The sequence below is a fragment of the Sorangium sp. So ce406 genome, from assembly GCF_051474675.1.
GTDB lineage: Bacteria > Myxococcota_A > Polyangia > Polyangiales > Polyangiaceae > Sorangium > Sorangium cellulosum_G.
This window is the reverse complement of the sequence record NZ_CP150340.1, coordinates 12,139,412-12,164,108: the sequence shown is the minus strand read 5'-3', so window position 1 is coordinate 12,164,108 and position 24,697 is coordinate 12,139,412. Positions and strand designations below refer to the sequence as shown.

Genomic DNA, 24,697 nt, shown 5'->3' with positions numbered 1-24,697 from the left:
GCCGCTCCCTCCACCTCCAGCCAGGAGAGTGCTCGATGTGTTCGATCGCTGGCATCTTCAACAAGAAGCGGCCCATCGGCGCCGCGCAGCACGACGAGATGGCGTCGCTCCTCGAAGCGATGCACCACCGCGGGCCGGACGCGCGGGGCGCCGTGCAATGCGCGAGCTGGGCCCTCCTCGGCAGCAACCGGCTGCGCATCACCGACGCCGGGAACCCCGGCGCGGACATGCCGCTCACCTCGGCCGATCAGCGCCTCACCATCGTCTTCAACGGCGAGATCTACAACCACCGCGACCTGCGCGCGCGGCTGTCGCGGTTCCCGTTCAGGACCGCCTCGGACACCGAGGTCATCCTCGCGGCGTACGAGGCCTGGGGGCTCGCCTGCGTGGAGGAGCTCGAGGGCATGTTCGCCTTCGCCCTGTTCGACAGCGCGACGCAGACGGGGCTCATCGCCTGCGACCCCACCGGGCAGAAGACGGTTTACCTGTGGGAGGACGACGACGCCCTTGTCTTCGCCTCGGAGATCGACCCGCTCGTCAAGGACCCCTACCGCAGGAAGGACTGGGACCTCGACGGCCTCGCCGAGTTCACCGCGCACCGCTTCATCCTGGGCAGCACCACGCACATCCGGCAGATCCGCAAGCTCGAGTCGGGCACCTGGCTGACCAGGACGCCCGAGCGCCAGGAGACGGGGCGCTATTACCGGATCCCGCGCGGCGATCTGACGAGGACCGACGTCCCCGCGATCCGGCAGGAGATCAGGAATGCCGTCGTCGACGGCTGCCGCAGGACGTTCGACCTCGAGGTCCCCTACGGCCTCCTGCTGAGCGGCGGCATCGACTCCACGGCCGTCCTCGCCGCGGCCCGCCGCGCCGGCCTGCGCATGAAGACGTTCTCCATCGGCTTCCAGCCGACGGGTCAGCTCCTCCCGAAGAGCACCAGCGTCTTCGACGAGTTCGCCTGTTCGAGAGCGCTCGCCCGGGAGTACGCGACGCAGCACACCGAGATCATCCTGTCGGACACGGACTACTGCGCTTACCTCGACCGGTGGATCGAGACCGCCGGCGAGCCGCTCGGATCCCAGGAGGCGCCCTGCCTCATCCGGCTCTTCGAGGAGGCCGGGCGAGAGACGCGCGTCATCTTCTCCGGAAGCGGGCCCGACGAGATCTTCGACGGCTACTCCTACGGCCGGGCAATGGCGGACGTGCCCCTCCCCGAGCTCGCCGAGCGCTACTACGGCGCCTTTCACTGGTCCGGGAAGACCGATCTGGGGCAGCTCATGCCTCACCACGACGCCGCGCGACTGACCACCAGCAAATACCGCCGGATCCTGTCGCTCTACGGCGACTGGCCGCTCGACAGCCTGCAGGCCGTGCAGCTCCTGCACTTCCACGGCCGGCTCGCCGTCTACGAGTTCCGGCAGATGGACCTCATCAGCATGCGCCACAGCGTCGAGGCCCGCTCGCCCCTCGCGAGCACCGAGATCGTCCGCCTCGCCTTCGATTTCCAGAGCAAGTTGAAGCAGCTCGACGGCTCCGAGAAGGGGATCTACAAGCAGGCCCTCGCCGATCTCGTCCCCCCGGTCATCGCCTCGCGCAAGAAGCAGGGGTTCCCCATCCCCGCCGAGATGTGGTTCTCGAGGCCGTTCGCGGAGAGGGCTGCCATCCTCTTCGATCAGGGCTGCGTGCTGAGCAGCGCCGGGCTCGTCGACCCGAGATACCTGAGGAGGCTCTGGGAGGATCCGGACCCGGCCACGCGCAACCTGTTCTCCCGCCTGTACACGGCCGAGGGCATCCTCCGGCGCCAGGCCCCGTATCTGGCGCCGTCGCGGGCCCCCTGACCCGGAGGCGCGCCGGGACGGGAAAGGACAGCCCGGCCGCAACGCTCTCGCCCAGTAAATGCAACTCATTTACAATTGACAATTGGTTTCGCATGCCACATAAGTGGCCTGCCAGCGTCGGCGAGCCCGCCGGCGCTCCCGTCATGCTCGCGGCGCAGCGGCCTCCGGATCCGCGCGGCGAAGCCCTCGCGCGCGGCGCGCCTGGCCTCGAGATCATACGGCCTTTGTCGGAGGGATACGCCGTGACCCCGGGCATCCTCGCGCAGGACGAGGCGGGCGCCACCTGGAGGGCAACATGAACACGGTCATCGACTCTTCGCTTTCGACACGCATTCACCGCATCTACAGCGAGCTCGCGAGCATGGGCTCCCTCGAGCCGAGCCAGCGGGTGAATCACCTGTTCAGCGAGCTCGTGAGCATCTCCATGTCCCGCTCGCGCGGCGAGGCCGACGAGGTGCTCGGAGATCCCGCCGTGAGCGCGATCCGGGAGGGCCTGTGGCGCGTCTGCTCGCGCGGCGAGTACGAGCTGGAGCGCCACTGGGCGCGGCGCATCGCCGCCGCGGACGACCCTGCGGCCGAGCTCCGGAGCTTCCCGTACGCCGCGAACTACGACAAGCTGACCCGGCTCGAGCTCTCCGGCCTCCGGGGCGCGCGCGACGAGCTGCCGCGGCGCGTGCTCTTCATCGGCTCCGGTCCGCTCCCCTTCACCTCGATCCTGCTCGCGGAGCGCCTCGGCCTCCCCGTCAGCAACATCGACGTCGACGAGGAGGCGTGCGCCGACGCCCGCTCGCTCGCGCGTCGGCTCGGGCTCTCGGACAGGCTCAGCTTCGCCTGCGCCGACGCCCTGGCCTGCTCCGACCTCTCGGAGTTCGACTGCGTGTTCCTCGCCGCGCTCGTCGGCATGAACCGGCGCGAGAAGAGCCGCCTGCTCCACCACCTCCACGGGGTGATGCGCCCGGGCGCGCTGCTCCTCGTCCGCAGCTCGCAGCGACTACGCACGCTGCTCTACCCCGAGGTCGACATCCAGGGAATGGCGCCGTTCGAGCCGCTCCTGGAGATCCATCCGCACGACGAGGTGATCAACTCGGTCATCATCGCGGAGCGCCCCGGGCACGACCGGATCGCCGGCTGAGGAGGCGACATGCTAAGGTCCCGGCCCGTCAGGACCCGGCCGAGGAGCCCACCATGACCACGCCTCTGCTCCCCTCGAAGCTGCCGTCGACCGGCGTCAGCATCTTCACGGTGATGACGCGCCTCGCGAACGAGCACGGCGCCATCAACCTGTCGCAGGGCTTCCCGGATTTCGACTGCGCGCCGGAGCTGGTCGAGAGCGTCGCCCGCCACATGCGCGCCGGCCACAACCAGTATGCCCCCATGCAAGGCGTGCTGGCCCTGCGCGAGGCGCTCTCCGCGAAGATCGAGCGGCTCTATGGCCGCCGCTACGACCCGGGGACCGAGATCACGATCACCTCGGGCGCGACCGAGGGCATCTTCAGCACGCTGACCGCGTTCGTCCGGCCCGGCGACGAGGTGATCCTGTTCCAGCCCTGTTACGACTCGTACGCGCCGGCCGTGCTGCTGAACGGCGGTAAGCCCGTGTTCGTCACGCTCCGCTACCCGGACTACCGCGTCGACTGGGACGAGGTGCGGCGCGCGATCACGCCGCGGACCCGGCTCCTGCTCATCAACTCGCCGCACAACCCGACCGGCACGATGCTGTCGGCCGACGACATGCGCGAGCTCGCGCGGGTGGTGGACGGGACTGACGCCCTCGTCGTCGGCGACGAGGTGTACGAGCACATCCTCTTCGACGGGCGCCGGCACGAGAGCCTCGCGCGGTATCCGGAGCTGGCCGACCGCTCCGTGGTCATCAGCTCGTTCGGGAAGACATACCACACGACCGGCTGGAAGGTGGGCTATTGCGCGGCGCCGCAGCCGCTCTCGGCCGAGATCCAGCGGGTGCACCAGTTCGTGACGTTCGCGGTGAACGCGGCCATCCAGCTCGCGTATGCCGAGGTCGTGGCGCGCGATCCGCTCGCCGCCGACCTCGCCCCCTTCTACCAGGCGAAGCGCGACCGGTTCCTGAAGCTCATCGAGGGCTCGCGGTTCCGCCCGCTGCCGTGCGAGGGCACGTATTTCCAGCTCGTCGATACCTCCGAGATCACGACCGAGCGAGACGCCGAGTTCGCGCTGCGCCTCATCCGCGAGCACGGCGTCGCCGCGATCCCGATCTCGCCGTTCCTGTCCGGCGTGGAGCCCGGACCCGTCCTGCGGTTCTGCTTCGCCAAGCGGGACGAGACGCTCGAGCGCGCGGCGGAGCGGCTGCGCCGGGTCTGAGGGGCGGCGCGGGGAGAGGAATTGAACCACAGAGGCACAGAGGGGAGAAGAGAAAAGAAGAGAGACCCGGTGCAACTGTGCTGTCTGTGGTGCAATCCTTCAGGCCATCCATCCGCTCCCTGCCCGGGAGCTCGGATGGATTGATCCGGTCGAAGCGGGCGGTGCGCAGCCCGGCGTCCCGCCCGCGGCCCCAGGTCCACCCACATCCGCAAGCGCACATCGACTCAGTCGGGCCCAGCGCGCCCCGAGCGGAAAGATACGCCTGCTTGCCAGCGGCGCCGGACCTCCATAGCATCGAAGTTTGCGGGCTCTCGAGGGCCCCCACGCTTGGAGTTGACGGGGCCATCATGCTTGACATCACGCACGCACGGACACGCGCGCTGGAAGACCTCTCTCCGGGCGGCGCCGACGCGCGCCCGGCGCCCCGTCGAGAGCGGGAACGGCGCGCCGACGCCGTCAGCCCTCGCGGCGCCGCGGCGCCCGGCGAGGGCCGCGTCAAGCCGGCGCCCGCGCAGCGCAGCGTCACGGCGCGCGCCGTCCGCTCCGACATGCTGCTCGTGCTGCTCGCCGCGCTCGTCGCGCTGGCCGCGGGCGGCGCCCTCGGGTGCGGCCACGCCTGCAACTACGGATTCTCGCCCTGCACGGCGGTGTCCTCCGCGTCCCCCGCGCCGAACCTCTCGGGCTCGAAAGAGACCTGCCCGACCGAGTATCGCCCGCTGTGCCTCGGCAAGGACAGCCGCTGTGTGACCGACAAGAACGGCTGCCAGGTCTGCGATTGCGTGGAGAGCGGCGCGCCCGCGAGCACGCCCGACCCGCGCGACGTGCGCGACCCGCGCGACGGGCGGTAGCCCTGCGCCCCCGAGGAGCGAACCCATGAATCGAGAGAAGGAACCGAGTCCGGCCGACGCGCTGCTCGCCGAGGCCGAGCGGATCTCGGCGCTGCTCGCCGAGCACGCGGCCCGGCACGATCGCGAAGGCACCTTCCCCGTCGAGGGGCTCGCGGCCACGATCCGCTCGCCGATCAACACGGCGGCGCTCGGCGGCGAGGGCGGCGCCGGCGCGCCGTGCTCGTGGCTCACCTTCGGCCGCATCGTCGCCGCCCTCGCCCGGGGCGACGCGTCGTTCGCGACGGCGTGGCTCATGCACCAGGGCGCCATGTCCGTGTTCCGCGCCCTGATCGACCCGGACGAGCGATCCCGCTTCGAGCAGGCGCTCCGCCGCGGCGCGTGGGTCGCCAACGCGCTCTCCGAGCCCACCAGCGGCAACATGTTCCTCGTGCCGCGCCAGGTCGCCCGCAAGGCCGAGGGCGGCTATCGCCTGACCGGCGAGAAGCGCTTCGTGAGCGGGTGCGAGCACGCCGACTGCTTCTTCACGGCCGCGGTCTGCGACGGACAGCCCGTGTTCTTCCTCATCGACAGGGACGACTCGATCTCCATCGAGCCGATCTGGGACACCCTCGGCATGCGCGCCACGCGCAGCCAGATCGTGCGCTTCCAGGACACGCTCCTGCCCGACGCGCGGCGCCTCGCCGTCGATCCGCTGGCGCCCAACCCCATCCCCGTCGCCGCGGCGTGGCTCTCCATCGGCATCGCCGAGGCCGCCATGGCGGCGGCCGTCGCCTACGCCCGCGAGCGCGTGCTCCCGCCCGGCGACCGGCCCATCGCCGAGCTGCAGTGGGTCCAGTTCGCCGTGGCCGACATGAGCCTGCGCCTCGAGGCCGCGCGCGCCCTGGCCATGCGCACCGCCGAGGCGGCGGACGGCGGCGATCCGTCCTACGGCCTCCTCCAGCTCCAGGCCAAGGCGGTCGCCAACGAGGCCGCCGTCGCGATCACCACCTCGGCCCTGGAGATCGCCGGCGGCGCCGGCTACATGCGCAGCCGCCCGATCGAGCGCCACCTGCGCGACGCGATGAGCGGCCCGCTCATGGCCCTGTCCGGCCCCGTGATCCGCGAGATCGTGGGCAAGGCCCTGCTCGGCGTCGGCACCCCCGAGCAGTAGCCCGCGCGCCTGGCTGCCTGCCCGCGCGCGCTCAGCCGAGCAGCTTCCGGAGCTCCTCGATCAGCTCCGGGAAGGCGATCCCCTTCGAGAGCGCCGCGTCCGGCGCGTGCGCGCCGCCGAGGTCATGGCCGCCGGTCCCGCTGAGCAGCACCGCCCTGGCGCGCGGCAGGCGCGCGCGCAGCGGCCCGATCAGGTCGGCGCCGCGGCCGTCGCCGAGGTGCTGGTCGAGTAGCGCGAGGTCGTACCGCGCGCCCTCCGCCGCGAGCATCCGGCCCGCCTCGCCGAACGAGCTGGCCACGTCGACCTGGAACCCCTCGTCCTCGAGCAGCGCCGCGAGCACGACCCGCGACGCCTCGTCGTCGTCCACGAGCAGCACCGCCGCGCTCACGCCGCCCTCCGGCGCCGCCCCGGCCGGCGCGCCCCCTGCCGCGAGGCCTCGCCCCCGGCCCGCCGCGGCCGCGCGGCGCGATGTCCCGCGGCCCTCAGCACGACCGCGGATCGCTCCGGGCGCGCGCGATCGCGTGCATCAGCTCGCGCACCTCGAACGGCTCGTGCAGGCAGGCGTACCCGCCGCGGCTCGTGAAGGCGTGGATCATCTCCGGCGGCGCGCGCCCGGTCATCGCGATCACCCGGATCTGCTGGCTCGCGCGCCGGAGCAGCTCGCACGTCGTCACGCCGTCGAGCGCCGGCATCACGAGGTCGAGCACGCACACGTCGACCGCCTCGTCCCGGGCGCGCTGGACGGCCGCGTACCCGTCGTACACCGCCTCGGCGCGCAGCCCGGCGGCCCGCAGCCCGGCCACGATCGTCTCCGCGACGTCGGGCAGGTCGTCCACCACGAGCACGGGGCGCGACTCCAGCGCCCGCGCGACGATCCGCGCGAGGTGCTCCATCGAGAACGGCTTGTAGATGACCGCGTACACGCCCTCGCCGATGCCCTCCTCGATGAGCTTCTCGATCGCGAAGGCGGTCATCAGCACCACCGTGAGCCCCGGCTGGATGCGCCGGAGCTCCCGGAACGTCTCGACGCCGTTGAGGCCGGGCATCTTCACGTCGCTGAGGACGAGCGCGAAGCGCTGCTGCCGCGCGAGCTCGAGGGCGTGCGCCCCGTCGCGCGCCTCGACGACCTCGTACCCTTCGAGCTCGAGGTTCGCGGCGAGCGTGGCGCGCATCCCCTCCTCGTCGTCCACCACGAGCACCCGCCTGGTCGATTGCATCGTCGTCCCACCTCTCACGCTGGCTGCGCGGCCCCCACCGCCGGCGCCGCGGCGCGCGGCAGCCGGATCGTGAACGTCGTCCCCGCCCCGGGCTCGCTCTCCACCGCGATCGTCCCGCCGTGCAGCCGGACGATGCCGGCGGTGATGGCGAGCCCGAGGCCCGTGCCCTTCAGCTTCGTGCTGAAGAGCGGCTCGAAGATCTTCGCGAGGTGCTCCCTGTCGATCCCGGCCCCGTCGTCGGTCACCGAGAGAACGACCTCCTCGCCGCACGCGCGCGCCGCGACGCCCACGCGCCCCTCGCGCCCGGCCGGGATCGCCTCGGCCGCGTTCTGGATCAGGTTCACGAGCACCTGACGGAACTGATCCTTGTCGAGGCTCGGCACCGGCAGCCCGGGCGGCACCTCGTTCTCGAGGCGCACGTGCGCGGGCGCCTGCACGACCGAGATCGCGTCGTCGACCAGCGGCCCGAGCGGGCACGCCGAGCGGCAGAGCCGGCGCTCGCGCGCGAAGTCCAGGAGATCATTGATGATCCTGGTGCACGCCAGCAGCTCCTTCTCCATGAGCGCGAGGAACTGCGCGACGCGCGGCTCCGCGCCGAGCTCGGTGCCGGCAAGGCGTTTCCCGAGGTAGTACGCCGCGTTCCTGACGGCGCCGAGCGGGTTCCGCAGCTCGTGGCCGACGCTCGCCGCGAGCTGCCCGATCGCGGCGAGCCGCTCGACGCGCAGCCGGGACTCCTGGGCCTCGCGCAGGCCCTCGGCCATGTGGCGGAGCGCCGCGCCCATGCGCCCGAACTCGTGCTTCCCGAGGTCGGGCACCGTGGACGTCAGGTCGCCCGCGGCGATGCGCCGCGCGCACCCGGTGAGCGCGCCGAACCCGCGCGCCATGGTGCGCAGCAGGCCGCCGAGGAGCACGACGAGGATCACCAGCGCCGCCGCCATCAGGGCGACGCCCGCGCGCCGGATCTGCGCGCCGGCGCGGCCCGCCTCCTCGGTGCTGCGCGCGACGCCGCGCCGCGCGTCGTCGATGGCCGCGTCGATCTGGGGAACGAACCCGCGCTCGTACTCCCGCTCGGGCGCCTCCACGAACCGCCGGTTGGCGCGCCGCTCCCCGGCGCTCGCCAGCCGGGTCACCTCGTCCATGTCCCCGGCGATCCTCGCGAAGCTCACGCGCATCCGGCGCAGGCGCTCGTCCTTCGCCTGCTGCGCCTCGTCCTCGCCCTCGCGGAGGCGCTCGTCCTCGATCCAGGCGCGGCCCAGCGCCTCCACCGTGGCCAGGTCCCGCGCGACGAGCCCGCCGAGGTGGCGCAGCTCCTCGGTGTCCCCGCCGCCGAGGGAGATCTCCGCGGCCTCGCGCATGTAGCGGCTCGCGTGGTTGGCGAGCGTGACGTGCCGGGTGAGGTCCTCGTACGCGAGCTCGGAGCGCCGCTGGAGGAGCGTCATCCGGGCGGAGGTGACGTGGAGCGCCAGGGTGGCGAGCAGCACGACCGACGCGGCCACGGCGAAGATCAGCGCGAGCCCGGTCCGGATGCTCATCGCGGCGGCCCGCCCGCGCCCGCGGTCACGGCGTCGGCTCCGCGGCGCCCGGCGCGCCGGCCAGGGGCAGCTCGATGCAGGCCCGCGTCCCGCGCGGCGCGCCGCTGCCGAGGGTGAGCGTCCCGAAATACCGCCGCGCCACGCGTCCGGCGATGTTGAGCCCGAGGCCGAGGTGGCCTGGCTTGGTCGTGTAGAACGGGCGCGTGATCGCCTCGATCTCCGCCTCCGGCACGCCCGCCCCGGTGTCGCAGACCTCGATGCGGTAGCGGGCGCCGACAACGCTCCCGCGCAGCGTCACCACGCCGCCCCCCTCCATCGCCTCCGCCGCGTTCTCCACGAGGCACCGCACCGCCAGCGACAGCTCGTCCGGGTCGAGCTCGACCGCGCCGTCCGCCGCGTCGACGTCGACGCGGATCCCCGCCCCGGCGATGCGCGCGCACGCCGCCGCCGTGCGGACGCACTCGAGGGCGCTCGCGCTCACCGTCCGGCGCAGCGGGCGCGCCCGCGAGCCGATGACGTCGTCGACCAGCGCGCTCGCCGCGATCACCTCCTCGTCGATGACGTGGATGAACTGCGCCACGCGCGGGTCGTCCCGACAGACCTGCTCCCGGGAGACCTTCCGCTGGAGGAAATACGCCGCATTGCGGATCGTCCCGAAGCAGTTGCGCAGGTCGTGGCGCAGCGTGGCCACGATCTCCTCGGCCGTCGCGGCTTGCTCCGCCGCGCCGAGCGGATCCCGGCTGATCATCGCGGGCGATCTCCCTCCTCGGCGCGCTCCCCGCCTCGCCCGGCCGTCACTTGAGGGTTCGGCCCGGGAGCCCGACGTCGCCGAGCCGCGTTGCGCCCAGGGTGCTCGATGTGCGGGAGGCCGGCGGCGGGTACGAGCTCACCCGCCCGCGGTGCGAAGGATCCTGCGGATCCCGGGTCTCCGGCGCCCTGCCGGACAGCGCGATCTTCGCCGAGGCGGGCGGGACGGTCTCCCGCGCCGGGGAGATCGCGTGGGATCCGACAGCGCGCCTCGTCTGGGCGAGGCGCGCGAGCTCCAGGACGATTCCGGTGATCCGGGCGGGCTCGAACGGCTTGAGGATGACGTAGTGGCGGCCCCCCTCGCTGGAGCGGATGTACTCCTCGGCGCCCGTGATCAGCAGGCAGCTCGTGTAGACAGGCAGCTCGGCGGCCCGCGTCAGGAGCTCTTCGCCGTTCATCCCAGGCATCTTGTAGTCGGAGCAGACGACGTGGAACTGGCCTGTCTGCAGCATCTCCAGCGCCCGATGGGCCGATCTGCAGGTGGTGACGTCGGCGTCGTCGGAGAGGATGGCCGCGAGGCTGTCCAGCATCCTCTGCTCGTCGTCGACGACGAGCACGCGCAGCCTCTCCTGGGAATACAGGCTCACGTTGCTCCTCTTGTCTCTTCGTGCGGGGATCCGGGCGAGGTGCGTAGTTCAAGCGCTGCCCAGGCGATCGGCGGCGGCAGGCGTCGCGTCATGCCTTGTGCGCGCGCCCGAGCCGCTCGCCCGGGCCCGTCCTTGCGGTGGAGCCGCGCAGCGACCGCATGCACTCGAATCGAACCGCGCCATCGCCAGGGATCGGCACGGGCAGATCAGGAATCTACACCACTCACCCTACCTCGGTAAAGCGATTCCTGATGCTGTCGCGCGTTCGTCACCGTGGGCGGGCTCGCCGGTTCTGGCGTCCTGGCCCTCTTTGTGTTCACTGATTTGAAACACTCGAGTCACGTGGAAGATCAGCGCGTCGTCCTGCGCAGCGCGCGGATTGCAACCCTGCAAGGATCGATGTGAATGACGATGGACACAAGACATCTCCAATTGCAGATCCGAAAGACACGCGCCCGACGGGCGCGGCCCCGGCGGTCCGGTAGCCCGGCGCTTCGGCGCCTGGGTGTCGTCGACTGTGGGAGTCGGCCTGTGGGTGTCGCTCCTGTTGAGTCCGGTACACCGGGTGGTCGGAGCGCAACGCGCGCTGGCGCACCCGCCGGCGCGCAACCGCGAGGTCGAGAAGGTCGCGCACGGCGACGTGACGGCGCTCGTCCCCGACGGTCAGGTGGGGGAAGACGCGGCCGTCCAGGGGCGACGGTCGCCCCGGAGCGCACCAGCAGCCGGCCGCATCGAGCACGGCGCCCGGTCGACGACGGCGGAGTGACCGTCGCGATCCGCTCTGGTACGGTGCGCGGGTCCACATGCCTCCGGCCATCGACAAGCGCGCGCTGCTCGCGGCCCTGAAGGAACAGCTCGCTCGCGAGCTCGAGCGCTCCGCCGAGCGGGCGCGCGACGCCGCCAGCGCCGCGACGCACGAGGAGAACCGCGCCGAGGGCGACAAGGACATGCGCGCCACCGAGGCGTCGTACGTGGCGCGCGGGCACAGCGAGCGCGTGCTCCAGGTCGAGCAGGCGCTCGCCAGGCTCGGCGCCGTCGCGGTGCGCGACTTCGGCCCGGACGCCGGCATCGAGAGCTCGGCGCTCGTCGAGCTGGAGAGCGGCAAGCGGCGCGCGCTCTACTTCCTGCTGCCCGCGGCCGGCGGCGAGCGCATGCAGTTCCAGGGGGTCGAGCTGCAGACGCTCGCCACGACGAGCCCGCTCGGCGCGTCCCTGCTGGGCCTGTCCGAGGGCGACGAGGCCGAGGTCGCCACGCCGCAGGGCACGCGCACGTACCTGATCACCAGCGTGCGGTGAATCCCGGCCCGCGGCGCCTCGCCGGGCCGCGCGCCTCTCGACCGGGCGCCGCCTGCCGCGCCCGCCTCCGAAAAAAAGAAGGTCGCCCTCGTAGGGAGCCCCGCCCCGCCGGCGTCCCAGGGATGAACGACCCGCTCGGCACGACGCGGGCGACCCAGGAGAAGAGTCCATGATGCAGTCTCGTTGGTGGAGGCTTGGTGGGATCTTGCCGCTCGTCGGCGCGCTCGTCGGCGCGGCCGGTTGCACCGCGGAGACGGGCCAGACCGACACGTCCCCGAGCGAGGAGGCCGCCGAGGCGGCGCTCGCCCAGGGGCCGAAGGGCGGCCGCGGTGAGGCCGGCGGCCACCGGAGGGGCTTCGGCCACCACGGCGGCGCGGGCGGCCCCGAGCACCTGCTGCGGGCGGCGCTCCACGAGCTCGACCTGTCGGACGCGCAGGAGTCGACCATCGAGGGCGCGTTCGAGGGCCTGCGCGACGGCGCGAAGGAGCGCCCGGAGCCCGGGGCCGTGTTCGCGGCGCTCGCCGACGGCGTGCGCGCGGGCAAGATCGATCGGGCCGCGATCGAGGCGAAGCTCCCCGACGCGGGCCGCCTGGCCGAGGAGCGCCGCGCGCGCGTGGCCGGGGCGCTGAGCACGCTGCACGCGACGCTCACGAAGGAGCAGCGGCGCGAGCTCGTCGACGCGGTCGCCGCGAGGATGGACAAGCACGGGGAGAAGGGCGACCGCGGCGACCGCGCCGGGATGCGCGGCCCCGGCATGAAGGGCGGCCCCGGCATGAAGGGCGGGCCTGGCATGAAGGGCGGGCCGGTGGGCCACCTCCTCCGCGGCCTCGACCTGCGCGACGATCAGCGGGCGCAGATCGACAAGGCGCTCGAGGGCGCGCGTCCGACCGACGCCGACCGCGAGGCGCGCCAGCAGGAGCACGCGAAGAAGCGCGCCGAGATGCGCGCGCGGCTCGAGACGTTCGCCGCGGACCGCTTCGACGCGAACGCGTTCCTGCCGGCCATGGACGCGAAGATGGGCCCGCGGGCGCACCTCGACCGCATGATCGACGCGCTCGCCGCCGTCGTCCCGGTCCTCGACGAGGCGCAGCGCAACGCGCTCGCCGATCGCCTCGAGAAGGGCCCGGCCGCCGGCAAGCTCGGGCGCGGCCAGCACGGCCCCGGCCGCGGCGAGCACGGCCGCGGCGAGCACGGCCCCGGTCGCGGCGAGCACGGCCCCGGCCGCGGCGAGGGCGGCCCCGCGCGCCGCTGAGCGCCGGTCCCTGTGGCGCGCGCGTTGCGATGGGAGCAGAATCGCGAGGGCTCGTGATCGTCGACCTGAGGCTCGTCGCAGCGCGCGTCGCCAAAGGCGATGACGCGGCCTTCCGGCAGATCGTCGAGCACACGCGCGCGCCGATGTACCGCCTCGCCGCGCGCCTCGTCGGCGACCTCGCGGAGGCCGAGGACGCCCTGCAGGAGGCGTTCGTGGACGCCTACCGCGCCCTGCGCGAGGGGCGCTACGACGGGAGATCGAAGGTGGAGACCTGGCTGTACCGCATCGTGACGAACGCCTGCCTCGACGCCCTCCGGCGCCGCCGCGACACCCCGCGCGAGGCGCCGTCCGAGCCGCGCTTCGACGGCCTCGTCTCCGCCGAGGCGCGCGTCGCGCTGCGCGAGCTCGACGCGCTGCTCGCCGCGCTGCCGCCCCAGGAGCGCGCCGCGCTCGTCCTCGTCGCCGTCGAGGGGCTGCCCGCGAAGGAGGCCGCGGCCGCGCTCGGTTGCTCCGAGGGCGCGGTCGAGCAACGTTTGGTGCGCGCCCGGGCCGCGCTCCGCGCGCGACAGACCGAGAAGGAGGCGCCGCATGCCTGACCGCGACGACGACCGGACCGACCTCGATCGGGATCTCGCGCGCCTCGCGGCCGCGACCGATCGGCTGGACGTCGACGACGCCGACGACCGCTTCACCGAGGCGGTCCTCCGCGCCGCGAAGGCCGGCGACGAGAAGGCCGACGACGACCCGCTGGCCCGCATCGCCCGCGCGACCGAGGGCCTCGCGCCGGACGCCGCCTTCACCGACGCGGTCCTCCGCGCCGCGACGGCCGCGCCCGCGACGGCCGCGCCCGCGCGCCCCGCGATGGCCGACGGCATCGTCCGCTCGGGCCGCGCCGCCCTCGTCGTCACCGCCCTCGCCGCGGCCGCGAGCGTCCTGTTCTTCCTGCGGACGCAGAGCGACCTCGACAGCGCGATCATGGCCTCCGTGGACACCCTCGAGGCGAGCGAATGACCGAGCGCCCCTCATCCCCGCCCTCCCCTGCGCGCTGGAAGCCCCTCGCCGTGCTCGCCGCCGTCTTCCTCTTCGGCGGGGTCGCGGGCGCGGCCATCGGCCGCGGCACGGCCCTGAGCGACCTCGAGGCGACCCTCCGGCGCCCTCCGACCGAGGCGCGCGCCCAGTTCCGCCTCGGGGCCATGCGTCGCCACCTCGACCTCACGAGCGACCAGGTGCGCGAGCTCAAGGCCACCCTCGCCGAGGCGGAGTCCGAGCGGGAGCGGCTCCTCGCCGAGTGCCGCCCCGCGCTCGACGAGCTCCGCGACCGCACCGACGCCCGCGTGAAGAGCGTCCTCACGCCCGAGCAGCGGGCCCGCTACGAGGAGCTCGAGGCGGAGCGGCGGCACCGCCCCGGCCCGCCCCACGGCCCGGGGCACCCTGGCCGCGGGCGTGGGCCCGGGGGGCGGGGCGACTGAAAGAAGAGAAGAGGACCGCAAGGGCGCGAGGATCACCGTTGCACGCGCGCGACGGCCAGCGGATCACACCGGTGGCAAAACGACACACGCCGCGAACTGCCGACCTCGCCAGTCCAGCAGCCCGACCCGAGATCCGCGGAGAGATTCAACGCAAAGGCGCAAAGGCGCAAAGGCGCAAAGGCGCGAGAAGGGACAGATGCTCTCCCTTGTTGCGTCTTGGCGCCTTTGCGCCTTTGCGTTGAAATTTCTCCGCTCGCCCGGCAGATCCCCGGCAGGATAGCTGCCCCACGGGCTAGGCGAGATCCTCTTCTTGCAGCGCGCAGTTGATCCCGAACGCCGCGTCGGCCCCCTCGGCGGCGGCCATGATGGCGAGCAGCACGTCCCTCGACGCGTCCCCGGCGACGAACACCCCCTCGCACGTCGTCTCCTCGTGCCTGTCCGCCGTCTCCACGCCGCGCGCGTCCGTGACCTTGCAGCGGAGCTTCTTCGCGAGATCCGACCCCTGCTCCAGCGTCGTCTTCAGGAAGAGCGCGCGGCGCTCCACGGAGCTGCCGTCCTCGAACACCACGCGTTCCAGCATCCCGTCCCTGCCCTCGAGGCGCGCGATCCGCTCCTCGCGCACGCCGACGCCGTGCCGCTCGAGCCGCTGCGCCTCGGCCTTCGGGATCGACGCCGGGCCGTCCGTGAAGAGGACGACATCGTCGCTCCACGTCTTCATGTTCACGGCCATCAGGACCCCCGTACATCCCTGTCCGTGAACGCCGATCGGCTGGTCCCGCACCTCCCAGCCCTCGCAGTAGGGGCAGTGGTGCACGCTCTTGCCGTACATCGCGGCGAGGCCCGGGAGATCCGGTAGCCGGTCGACGAGCCCTGTCGCGAGCAGCAGCTTGCGGCAGCCAAGGCGCTCGCCGCCTTCCAGCGTCAGCTCGAAGCGCTTCTCCTGGCGGCGGACATCCGCGACGGTCACCTCGCGGATCTCGACGCCGTAGGGCTGAAGCTGCTCGCGCCCTATCCGCCTGAGCTCGGACGGCGCGATGCCGTCGCGCGACAGGAAGCCGTGCATCTCGTGCGCCGCGTGGTTCCGGTAGTGACCTGAATCGCACACGAGGACGCGCCTCCGGCACCGCCCCAGGATGAGCGCGGCGCTGAGCCCGGCGGGCCCGCCGCCGACGATGATCACGTCGTATCCCGGGAGATCGTCTTTCCGTGTGGGCATGGGTGACCGGCCCGCCTCGCAACCGGCGCGCCGAGCGCGCGTCGAGCCCGCCGCGCGCGGCAGCCCCCGATCCGCCGGGAACGTGCTGGACACCGCTCAGCTCGGGGGCCGCTCGTCACCGGGCGTAAGGTCGCCGGCCGCCCGCCGTTCCCCGGGCATGCCCTGGAGCCGTTCTCCTCGCCGCGCGCGCCTGCGCGCGGGCCTGTCCGTCGCGTTCCTCTCGGCCGTCGTCCTGACCAGCGCATGCGCCCGCTCGGAGCGCTCCCCCTCGGCGATGGAGTCCGCCGCGGCGCCCGCGCCCATGCAGACGGCGGCGCTCAACCTCCAGGCGCAGGGGCCTTCGCCCGGGGTCCCGCCGCTCTCCCAGCGGGCGATGCGGATCACGGTCGAGACGACGGTCCTCGTCGACGCCTTCGATCCGGCGATGCAGCGGCTCCGGACCGCGGTCGAGGAGCACGGCGGGTACGTGAGCGAGGCCAGGGTGCACAGCGGCCCGCACCGCAGCGCGTCGCTCGAGGCGCGGGTCCCCGCGGCGCGGGTCGGCGCGTTCCGCGCCGTGGTCGCCTCGGTCGGCGCCGTGGTCGCCGACGCGGAGAAGGCGGAGGACGTGACCGAGCAGCGCGCGGACATCGGCGCGCGGCTCCGCAACGCCCGCGCCCAGGAGAAGCGGCTGCTCGACCTGCTCTCGGACAGGACCGGGAGCCTCGCGGACGTGGTGGCCGTCGAGAACCAGCTCGCGACCGTGCGCGGGACGATCGAGCAGATCGAGGCGCAGGAGCGGCTCCTGGAGGGCCAGATCGCCTATGCGACGGTGAAGCTCTCGATCACCACGCGCTATGAAGAGCAGCCCGAGGGCGCCGGCGGCAGGATCGCCCGCGCGGCCAGGGATGGCATCGAGAACGCGGGGGCCTTCGTGGTGAACGCCGCGGTCCTCGTCGCGACCGCCGGCCCCACCCTGCTGCTTCTGGCGGCGCTCGGCGCGGCCCTTTACTACGCGCTCCGCGCCGTGGCCCGGCGCCGCGCCGCGGCGAGGCCGCGCCCGCCGTTCCGGCCGGGCCCCGCGCAGCCGTACCCGAGCGGCCCGCCGGCGGCGTACGGCGCGCACGACCCGCAGGCGGCGCATGGCCCGCAGCCGTACGGCCCGCACGAGCCGCACGCGGCGTATGGCCCGCAGCCGTACGGCCCGCAGGGCCCGCACGCGCCGCCCGGCCCGCCGCCGCACGGCCCGGCGGCGGAGCAAGGCCCGCACGGCACGCCGCCACCGCACATCCCGCACAGCGCGCCGAGCACGCCGCCGCCCCACATCCCGCGCGGCACGCCCGACGGCGGAGGCGAGGCCGACCGCGGGTGATCCCCGCCTCAACGGCGGTGCGCCGAGCGCGCCGAGCACGGTCGCCCTGGAGGGCGCCCCGCATCCCTGCAGAGCGCTCTCCTGCGCGCGCCCGACTCACGGTCGATCGGCGACGTAGACGCTGCGCCAGAAGCGCTCGAGAGCCCCCGAGAACAGGAAGTTGGAGGCTTGTGTCATCACGATCCCGATCAGCGCGCGGCTCGGATCATTGATCCAGGACGTCCCGAACCCGCCGTCCCAACCATGGCGCCCGGGCACCTCCGAGACCGCGTCCGGCGCCGTGATCACGGCCAGCCCATAGCCCCAGCCATGCGTCTCGAAGAAGCCAGGAAAAAACGAGGACGCCGCCTTCTGGGCCGGCGTGAGATGATCGGCCGTCATCGCGCGCACCGAGGCGGCGCTCAGGATCCGCCGGCCCTCGTGCACACCGCCATTCATGAGCATGCGCGCGAACAGGAGGTAGTCGTCCACCGTCGACACGAGCCCGGCGGCGCCCGAAGGGAACGTCGGCGGGCTGGCGTAGGCGCTCTCGGCCCCGTCGCGATCCATGCGTGTCTTCGCCCCCGTCTGCGGATCTGTGAAGTAACCACAGCCCGCGAGGCGATCGAGCTTGTTCGCGGGCACGTGAAAGTCGGTGTCGCGCATCCCGAGCGGCGCGAGGATGCGCTCGCGCACGAACGCATCGAAGCTCTGCTCGGCTGCGCGCCGCACGAGCACCCCCTGCACCAGGCTCCCCGTGTTGTACATCCACTGCGCGCCTGGCTGATGCATGAGCGGCAGCGTCCCGAGCCGCCGGATCCACTCGTCTGGCCCGTGCGGCGTCATCGGCACCGGCTGCCCGTTGGCGAGCTGGAGCTCGTCGATCGCCCGCTGGATCGGCGACGAAGCGTCGAACAGGACGCCGAAGCCCATCGTGAACGTCATCAGGTCGCGCACCGTGATCGGCCGCTCCGCGGGCACCGTCTCGTCGATGGGACCATCGATGCGCGCCAGCACCTTCCGGTTCGCGAGCTCCGGCAACCATGGGTCGACGGGCGAGTCGAGGTCGAGCTTGCCTTCCTCGACGAGCATCATCATCGCCGCCGCGGTGACCGCCTTCGTCATCGAGGCGATCCGGAAGATCGTGTCCCGCCGCATGGGCGCGCTGCCGCCGACCTCGGTCACGCCCACCGCGTCCACGTGCACGTCGTCGCCGCGCGCGACCAGCCAGACCGCTCCCGGCATCTGCCCCGCTGCGACCTCCGCCTCCATCACCTCGCGCGCGGGCGAAGGCGCGCCGGGCGCCGCGTGCTGCCCTGGCTGCGCCGCCTCGTCGGCCCCGCCCAGCGCACCCCCCGACGCCACGACGCTGACCGAAGCTCCCAGAATCTCTCGCCTTGTCATGACCATCGATCCTCTCCGCGCGGGGGCGCCAGCCCCTGCCGAAGGCACTGACTGCCCGCGCTCGAAGAACTCATCGGTGCCCCGTCACGATCGCCGCCGGGCGGTGGGATCCCCATCGGGCGCTGGACGAGCATGGCTGGCCGGCTCGCTCGGCGCGACCCTCCCGCGCGCCGCGCCTACTTCGCCGGGCTGGAGGCCGGCACCAGCGCCAGCACCCGGGCGGGCGCGCCGCTGCCGCGCGCGAGCGGGAGCGGCGCGACCATCACGACCGCCCCTGCCTCCGGGAGCTGCTCCAGGTTGGCGAGGTTCTCGATGTGATAGCCGCCGGCCCCGAGGAACGCCTTGTGCTGATCGAACGTCTGGCTCGGCCCCGGATCGGTCGAGAGGGTGTCGATGCCGACGCCGCGGACGCCGCGCTCGCGCAGGTAGCGGCTCGCCTCCACCGACACCCCGGGGAAGTGCATGACGCCCTTCGCGTCCTGGTTCCTGTACTTCGCCGGATCGGACCAGCGGGCCCCCCAGCCCGTCCGGACCAGCACGATGTGCCGCGCGCCGAGCGCCCCGTGCCGCGCCTCCCAGCCCCGGAGATCGTCCACGGTGACCAGGTAATCGGGGCTCGCCGCCACCTTCGCCGTCACGTCCACGACCGCCGCTGGCCCCACGAGCTGCTCCGGCGCGATCTGCTCGACGGTCGCCGCCCCGGCCATGAAGTGCGCCGGCGCGTCCACGTGCGTGCCCGCGTGCTCGTCCATCGCGAATCGGTTGGAGTAATACGCGTCCTTCTCGACGGTGCTGAGCGTCTCCAGGGCAAAGGGCTTGTTGCCCGGGTACAGCGGTATCTCCGGCGTGATCGGGTGCGTCAGGTCGACGACCCGCGCCGCGGCGACGTCGAGGCCCCCGGGCGCGCCCTGCCCGGACGACGGCGCCGGCCCCTCGGCCTGCGCGGCGGGCGGCGGCGCCGCGGCGGGCGGCGACGTCGCCGCGGGCGCGCACGCCGCGAGGGCGAGCGCCGCCGGGCACAGCGCGTGGGCCGCGGCCACCTTGGCGCCCGCGGGGAGGAAGCTGGCGATGCCTGTTCCGTGCGCCTTCTGCATGGCGCGGATGTCACCACAGGCCCGCTGGCGCCACAAGGCGGCGCGCGAGCGAGCTCACACCTCGTGCAGCTTCACCCGGCGCCGCAGGTGGTTGAGCAGATCGATGCGGGTGACGAGCCCGACGAACTCGTCGCCGTCGGTCACGATGGGCACGAGCCCCGCGTCGAACATCGGCAGGAGATCCCGGATCGGCGTCCGCACGTCGACCGTGCGGAGCCGCGTCGTCATCGCCGTCTCCACCGGCTGGCGGAAGCGCGACACGTCGTCGACGGCGGCCAGCAGGAGGTCCGACTCGTCCACCAGGCCGACGATCTTGCCGCCCTCCAGGACGGGGAGCTGCGACACGTCGTAGAGCTTCATCCTCGCATAGGCCACGAGGAGCGCGTCCTGCCGCTGCACCGTGACCACCGCCCTGTCGGCGTGGCGGCGCGAGATCACGTCGCGCAGATCGCCTGTCGGCTCGCGGTCCGTGAAGCCTTGATCGGCCATCCAGAAGTCGTTGTACATCTTCGACAGGTACTTGTTGCCGCTGTCGCAGACGAGCGTGCAGACCCGCTTCGGCGACGACTGCTCGCGGCAGTAGCGCAGGGCCGCCGCGAGCAGCGTCCCGGAGGACGAGCCGGCGAGGATGCCCGTCTTCGAGAGGAGAAGCCGCGCCGTCTCCAGGCTCTCGCGGTCGGAGATCGTGTAGGCGAGCTTGACCCGGGAGAGGTCCAGGATCGGCGGGAGGAAGTCCTCGCCGATGCCCTCCACGAGCCACGAGCCCGCCTTGCCGAGGTTGCCCGTCTTGACGTAGCCGGCCAGCACCGAGCCCTCCGGGTCGGCGAGCACCATCTCGCACCGCGGCTGCGCCTTGGCGAAGTAGCGCGAGAGCCCGGTCATGGTGCCGCCCGAGCCGACGCCGCACACCATCGCGTCGATCCTGTGGCCGAGCTGCGCGGCGATCTCCGGGCCGGTCCCTGTCTCGTGCGCGAGGGCGTTGGCGGGGTTCTCGAACTGGTTCACGTAGAACGCGCCCTCTTCCCGCGCGATGCTGGCCGCCAGGTCCTGGTAATAGCTCGGGTGGCCCTTCTCGACGTCGGAGCGCGTCATCACCACGTTCGCGCCGAGCGCCTTCAGGTGAAAGACCTTCTCCTGGCTCATCTTGTCGGGGATCACGAGCGTCAGCCGGTAGCCCTTCCGCGCGGCGACGAGCGCGAGGCCGAGCCCGGTGTTGCCCGCCGTCGCCTCGACCACGTGCCGCCGGTCGCCGCCGAGCTGCCCGGCCCTCTCGGCCGCCTCGATCATCGACAGCCCGATGCGATCCTTGATGCTGCCGCCCGGGTTCTGGCTCTCCATCTTGAGGAAGAGCTCGCACGGGCCCGTGTCGAGCTGAGTGACCTTGATCATCGGTGTGTGGCCGATGAGAGAGACGATGTTCTCGGCGGGCGGAGGGGTCGGCATCGGCGTCGTCATGACAGCTCAACGGTCACACGAGGCGCACCGCCTGTCGAGGTGTTCGGCCGTCGATGACGCGCGCGTCAACGCCGGGCGGCCCTGGAAAACAGACAAAGGTCCGTTATCGTGGATTGTACGCTGCGGCGCATGTGTGTTGGGGGCGCACGCGACGTGCGTGCCCGCGGCGCCGCGCGACGCGCGTCAGGCGGCGGGGCGCACCGCCTTCTTGAACGCGGCCGGGCCGAGCGCGTTCAGCACCTCGCCGCGGCGGAGGCCGCCGCGCCGGGCGGTGCCCACGCCGAAGCGCAGGTTGTGGAGGGCGTTCGTCGAGTGCGCGTCCGTCGAGATCACGAAGCGGATACCGCGCTTGCGCGCCTCCTTGATCCAGCGGGGCTGCATGTCGAGGCGGTAGGGGTCGCCGTTCACCTCGACGGCGGCCCGCGACTCGGCCACGGCGTCGAGCACCTCCTCGACGTGGCACGCGAACGGCTCGCGCCGCTGGATGAGCCGGCCGAGCGCGTGCCCCCAGATCTTGAAGACCGGCTGCTGCATGGCGTTCACGAGCCGGCGCGTCATCTGGTCCGCGTCCATCTTCATGCGCGAGTGGATGCTCGCGATGATCACGTCGAACTGCTCGAGGATCGCGTCCGGATAATCGAGGTTCCCGGACTCCAGGATATCCGACTCGGTGCCCCGGAGGAGCTTCACGCTCACGCGCTCCTGCACCCGGGCGATCTCGTCCCATTGCTGCTTCAGCCGGTCGAGGCCGACGCCGCCCGCGTAATGGGCGGCGGGCGAGTGGTCGGTGATGGTGAGGTATTTCATCCCCATCGCCTCCGCCTCCAGGGCCATCTCCTCGATGGTGTTCTTGCCGTCCGAATACACGGTGTGGCAGTGCACCATACCCTGGATATCGCCCTCCTCGATGAGCTCGTCCTCGCCGCCGTCGCGCGTGGCCGCGGCGACGAGGTCCTCCGCGCCCTCGCGGAGCTCGGGCGCGATGTACGGGAGGCCGAGGTGCCGGTAGAGGTCCTCTTCTGTCTTCGCGGAGAGGCGTTTGTTGCCGCGGAGGAGCCCGCGCTCGTCGAGCGTGAACCCCAGCTCGCGCGCGAGCGCGCCGAGCGCGGACAGGTACGCGGGCGCGCCCGTCCGGTGGTGGAGCGCGGCGGCGTGGTACCGCGGCGGCACGCAGAGGAGCTCGCCCCGGAGGCCGCCCGAGAACCGCACCTTGCACCGCGCCTCGTCGCGCTCCTCGACCTCGACGACGCGCGGGAACCGCGCGAACCAGTCGATCACCTGCGCGGCGTCGTCCGTCGCGGCCACCACGTCGATGCCGGCCACCGTCTCTTCCCAGCGCCGGATCTCGCCCGCGAGATCGGCCTGCTCGGTCGCCTCGCACCCGCGCACGTGGCCGAGGAGCGGCTCGGCGAGCTCGAGCGCGTCCACGAGGAGCACGCGGTCGTCGTGCGTCTCGTACCGGTGGACGCCCTCGAGCAGGCTCGACTCGACCTTCGCGCCGAAGCCCTTCACGCCGCGGACCTTGCCGGTGAGGCACGCCTGCTTGAGCTCCTCGACGCTGCCGATGCCGAGCGCCTCGTGGAGCGCCTTGATCCGCTTGAGCGTCATGCCCGGCACCTGCGAGAGCTCGAGGACGCCGCGGGGCAGCTCGGCGCGGAGCTTCTCGAGCTGCTCGGAGCGCCCCGTCTGGTAGAGCTCGGCTATCTGGGCGGCGAGCGCCGCGCCGATGCCGCGGATGTCGGTGACCCTCTTGGCCTTGATGAGCTCGCCGAGGTCGTCCGTGAGCCCTTCGAGCGCCTCGGCGCCGGTCTCGTAGGCGCGCGCCCGGTAAGGGTTCTCTCCCTTGATCTGAAGGAGCATCCCCATCTCGCGGAGGGCGCGGGCGATGTCGAGCTTGTCGAGCATGGATGTCGATGAACGAATATCGCACCCGGAGGCTGGAGGCCATGCCGCGCGGCCGCTGGCAGCGTGGCAGTTTGCCACAACGCGCCGGCGGCGCGTCTCTCCGCCGGGCTCGGGTGGAGGCTCACGGCCCTGAAGGGTCGCGCGCGCACATCGCCGAGACATAGTAGTGGCGGCCGTTGGTCTCGTAGGGTGCGCGGTAGGTCGTCGCCTGCCTGTATCCGGGGGCGACGAAGCTCCCGCCGTGCGCGACGCGCAAGGCAGCATGGTTGTCCAGGCGGGAGCAATCGATGCACGGCACGAGCGGGCGGTCGTCATCGGCGGCGTCGCGCGTGACCTTGTAGGCCTCGCCCGCGAGATCGAGCTGACCCCACCGCCCGGCTCCCCGCGGAAAGGAGCCGACGGGCGCGAGGTCGTCGGTGGTGCAGTGGAGGAGATTCCACGGAGGGGACGAGCCCTCGCAGGGCACCGAGCTCGTGCCGTCGCCCTGGCAGCAGAAGGCCGCCTCGTCGGGGGTGATGGGGGACGAGCCCCACGGATACAGCCGTTGCTCGTCGCCGCCGGCGGCGGCGTAGTTCATCTCGGCCTGGGTCGGCAGGCGCCCGCCGTCCCACGCGCAGAACGCGAACAGCTCGAGCCATGTCGCGCACACGATGGGTTTGTCCTCGTTCGCGGCCGGCGCGTCGGTCCAGGTCGGCCAGCCGTAAGGATCGCAGACGAGCGCCTGCTTCAGCGCGGCCGTGGTCGCCGGGAGCAGGGTATTCCACGCGGAGTCCCACCCGCTGTCCGGGATCTTCGGGTGCGCCCCGGCGCCGGCAGGGGGCGGGCTCGCCCGCGTCGGGCCGCCGGTCTCGTCCAGGTAGCGGCGAAACCGCCCGACCGTGACAAGGTACCTGTCGAGGAGGAAGCTGCTCACGGTCGCCGGATACCGCGGGTCGTTGAGCCGGTTGAACGTCCCGCCGGGCACGGGCAGGCTGGCGCAGCAGTCGTCGTCGTGACCGAGGCCGCAGCGGTCGTCGGCCCCGGGCGTGCCGCCGGCACAGCTCGGCGGGGGCACCGGCGCGCTGTCGCGCCCGGCAGGAACGGGAGCCCCCGTGTCGCGCTCCGCCGCGCCGCCGCTGTGCGCGTGGCGGGCGCTCAGGATCGCCGCGAGGGCGCAGAGGGCGAGGAGGGCCGAGGTCGGCCGTCGAGGAGATCGCATGGCATCCAGGCGGTTAGGTGCGAGCGCCGCCGCTCCGGTTCCGGGTTCCGCGACATGGCGTCACGGCGCGAGCGCTCCCCTTCTTCCGGGTTCCGGGTCTTCGAATGAGATCGTTAGCCCGCCTGGAGAGGGGTCGCACCCCTGAGGAGTCCCCTCATTGTGCAGCCTTTTCAGAGGAGAAATTGAACAGGGAGGCGGGGAGGCGGGGAGTGTTTTGAAGATTTGCCTCCCCATGAATTTTTCTGAAGAATTCGAGGGGATGTCTCGGGTCGCACCCGTCTTTATGCGGTCGCCCCTCCAGCAAAAGACGGGTCGCCCCCGTCTCCAGGTAGCCACGTTCCAGCAAAAAAATGGGCCCCACCCATCTCCGGGTGGACGTGCCTCCAACAAAAACATGGGTCGCACCCATCTCCCGGTGGACGTGCCTCCACAAAAAGATGGGTCGCACCCATCTCCCGGTGGACGTGCCTCCAACAAAAAGATGGGTCGCACCCATCTCCGGGTGGACGTGCCTCCAACAAAAAGATGGGTCGCACCCATCTCCGCGCTGGAGAGGCGGCTTTCCGCCCCTACTTGCACCCCAGCCGGCACACCATGGTCGCCGTGTAGGCGCACCTGCGGTCGCCCCAGATCGAGGAGCTCGGCCCCGTGCACCGGAACGCGCACCCACGCCCGTCCGCGGTCGCCTCCGCCGTGAGCCGGTAGCCCTCGGCGTTGACGAGCGCGCCGGGCCTGCGGCGCGCCCGCTTCGACCACGCGC

Annotated in this window: 23 protein-coding genes; 12 read left to right on the top strand and 11 right to left on the bottom strand. The window is 72.6% G+C overall.

Annotation, left to right across the window (positions count from 1 at the left end; translation table 11 throughout):
- Window positions 1-35: 35 nt before the first annotated feature.
- From asnB to WME96_RS45660, 5 genes are all read left to right on the top strand, one after another.
- Window positions 36-1,841 (top strand): asparagine synthase (glutamine-hydrolyzing), encoded by a 1,806-nt coding sequence (gene asnB / locus WME96_RS45680; RefSeq protein ID WP_437287822.1) that lies wholly within the window; start codon window positions 36-38, stop codon window positions 1,839-1,841.
- 295 nt (window positions 1,842-2,136) lie between these two features.
- Complete coding sequence (locus tag WME96_RS45675) at window positions 2,137-2,973, top strand: nicotianamine synthase family protein (protein WP_437287821.1); 837 nt, start codon at window positions 2,137-2,139, stop codon at window positions 2,971-2,973.
- 53 nt (window positions 2,974-3,026) lie between these two features.
- Entirely contained in the window at window positions 3,027-4,178 is a 1,152-nt protein-coding gene (locus WME96_RS45670; RefSeq protein WP_437287820.1) for a methionine aminotransferase, read from the top strand.
- A gap of 347 nt (window positions 4,179-4,525) precedes the next feature.
- A complete protein-coding gene (locus WME96_RS45665) occupies window positions 4,526-5,026 on the top strand; it encodes a hypothetical protein (RefSeq protein WP_437287819.1) in 501 nt (166 codons plus the stop codon).
- Window positions 5,027-5,051: 25 nt separating this feature from the next.
- Window positions 5,052-6,176 (top strand): acyl-CoA dehydrogenase family protein, encoded by a 1,125-nt coding sequence (locus tag WME96_RS45660; protein ID WP_437287818.1) that lies wholly within the window; start codon window positions 5,052-5,054, stop codon window positions 6,174-6,176.
- A gap of 31 nt (window positions 6,177-6,207) precedes the next feature.
- On the opposite strand, the gene WME96_RS45655 is transcribed toward WME96_RS45660, so the two are convergent.
- The 5 genes from WME96_RS45655 to WME96_RS45635 all read right to left on the bottom strand — a co-directional run bounded on the left by WME96_RS45655 (window position 6,208) and on the right by WME96_RS45635 (window position 10,319).
- Window positions 6,208-6,564, bottom strand: coding sequence for a response regulator (locus WME96_RS45655; protein ID WP_437287817.1), 357 nt, complete (start codon window positions 6,562-6,564; stop codon window positions 6,208-6,210).
- Window positions 6,565-6,658: 94 nt separating this feature from the next.
- Entirely contained in the window at window positions 6,659-7,393 is a 735-nt protein-coding gene (locus WME96_RS45650) for a response regulator (RefSeq protein ID WP_437287816.1), read from the bottom strand.
- Between the two features lie 14 nt (window positions 7,394-7,407).
- Window positions 7,408-8,925: a sensor histidine kinase gene (locus WME96_RS45645; protein ID WP_437287815.1), complete on the bottom strand. Its 1,518-nt coding sequence runs from the start codon at window positions 8,923-8,925 to the stop codon at window positions 7,408-7,410.
- A 25-nt stretch (window positions 8,926-8,950) separates the two neighbouring features.
- Window positions 8,951-9,673: a sensor histidine kinase gene (locus WME96_RS45640; protein WP_437287814.1), complete on the bottom strand. Its 723-nt coding sequence runs from the start codon at window positions 9,671-9,673 to the stop codon at window positions 8,951-8,953.
- Window positions 9,674-9,719: 46 nt separating this feature from the next.
- Entirely contained in the window at window positions 9,720-10,319 is a 600-nt protein-coding gene (locus WME96_RS45635; RefSeq protein ID WP_437287813.1) for a response regulator, read from the bottom strand.
- A gap of 565 nt (window positions 10,320-10,884) precedes the next feature.
- Between WME96_RS45635 and WME96_RS45630 the strand changes: the two genes are divergently transcribed.
- The 6 genes from WME96_RS45630 to WME96_RS45605 all read left to right on the top strand — a co-directional run bounded on the left by WME96_RS45630 (window position 10,885) and on the right by WME96_RS45605 (window position 14,335).
- Window positions 10,885-11,085 (top strand): hypothetical protein, encoded by a 201-nt coding sequence (locus WME96_RS45630; protein WP_437287812.1) that lies wholly within the window; start codon window positions 10,885-10,887, stop codon window positions 11,083-11,085.
- A 37-nt stretch (window positions 11,086-11,122) separates the two neighbouring features.
- Complete coding sequence (locus tag WME96_RS45625) at window positions 11,123-11,614, top strand: GreA/GreB family elongation factor (RefSeq protein WP_433932036.1); 492 nt, start codon at window positions 11,123-11,125, stop codon at window positions 11,612-11,614.
- A gap of 169 nt (window positions 11,615-11,783) precedes the next feature.
- Window positions 11,784-12,866, top strand: coding sequence for a Spy/CpxP family protein refolding chaperone (locus tag WME96_RS45620; RefSeq protein ID WP_437287811.1), 1,083 nt, complete (start codon window positions 11,784-11,786; stop codon window positions 12,864-12,866).
- A gap of 29 nt (window positions 12,867-12,895) precedes the next feature.
- Window positions 12,896-13,462, top strand: coding sequence for an RNA polymerase sigma factor (locus WME96_RS45615; RefSeq protein ID WP_437287810.1), 567 nt, complete (start codon window positions 12,896-12,898; stop codon window positions 13,460-13,462).
- Entirely contained in the window at window positions 13,455-13,877 is a 423-nt protein-coding gene (locus WME96_RS45610) for a hypothetical protein (RefSeq protein ID WP_437287809.1), read from the top strand. Before WME96_RS45615 ends, WME96_RS45610 begins: the two co-directional genes overlap by 8 nt.
- Window positions 13,874-14,335 carry a hypothetical protein gene (locus WME96_RS45605; RefSeq protein WP_437287808.1) on the top strand — a complete coding sequence of 154 codons (462 nt, stop codon included), beginning with the start codon at window positions 13,874-13,876 and terminating at the stop codon, window positions 14,333-14,335. Before WME96_RS45610 ends, WME96_RS45605 begins: the two co-directional genes overlap by 4 nt.
- Window positions 14,336-14,627: 292 nt before the next feature.
- Here WME96_RS45605 and WME96_RS45600 read toward each other — a convergent pair whose 3' ends face one another.
- Window positions 14,628-15,551 carry an NAD(P)/FAD-dependent oxidoreductase gene (locus WME96_RS45600; protein WP_437287807.1) on the bottom strand — a complete coding sequence of 308 codons (924 nt, stop codon included), beginning with the start codon at window positions 15,549-15,551 and terminating at the stop codon, window positions 14,628-14,630.
- 157 nt (window positions 15,552-15,708) lie between these two features.
- Here WME96_RS45600 and WME96_RS45595 point away from each other — a divergent pair, with 157 nt between their 5' ends.
- A complete protein-coding gene (locus tag WME96_RS45595) occupies window positions 15,709-16,902 on the top strand; it encodes a DUF4349 domain-containing protein (protein ID WP_437287806.1) in 1,194 nt (397 codons plus the stop codon).
- A gap of 96 nt (window positions 16,903-16,998) precedes the next feature.
- Here the strand turns inward: WME96_RS45595 and WME96_RS45590 are convergent, their stop codons facing one another.
- The 5 genes from WME96_RS45590 to WME96_RS45570 form a co-directional block, all read right to left on the bottom strand.
- Complete coding sequence (locus WME96_RS45590; RefSeq protein WP_437287805.1) at window positions 16,999-18,285, bottom strand: serine hydrolase domain-containing protein; 1,287 nt, start codon at window positions 18,283-18,285, stop codon at window positions 16,999-17,001.
- 176 nt (window positions 18,286-18,461) lie between these two features.
- Complete coding sequence (locus WME96_RS45585) at window positions 18,462-19,379, bottom strand: cyclase family protein (protein ID WP_437287804.1); 918 nt, start codon at window positions 19,377-19,379, stop codon at window positions 18,462-18,464.
- Between the two features lie 54 nt (window positions 19,380-19,433).
- Window positions 19,434-20,834: a pyridoxal-phosphate dependent enzyme gene (locus WME96_RS45580; RefSeq protein WP_437287803.1), complete on the bottom strand. Its 1,401-nt coding sequence runs from the start codon at window positions 20,832-20,834 to the stop codon at window positions 19,434-19,436.
- A 183-nt stretch (window positions 20,835-21,017) separates the two neighbouring features.
- Window positions 21,018-22,739, bottom strand: a complete 1,722-nt coding sequence (locus WME96_RS45575; RefSeq protein WP_437287802.1) for a PHP domain-containing protein — start codon at window positions 22,737-22,739, stop codon at window positions 21,018-21,020.
- Between the two features lie 121 nt (window positions 22,740-22,860).
- Window positions 22,861-23,937 carry a formylglycine-generating enzyme family protein gene (locus tag WME96_RS45570; RefSeq protein WP_437287801.1) on the bottom strand — a complete coding sequence of 359 codons (1,077 nt, stop codon included), beginning with the start codon at window positions 23,935-23,937 and terminating at the stop codon, window positions 22,861-22,863.
- Between the last annotated feature and the right edge of the window lie 760 nt (window positions 23,938-24,697).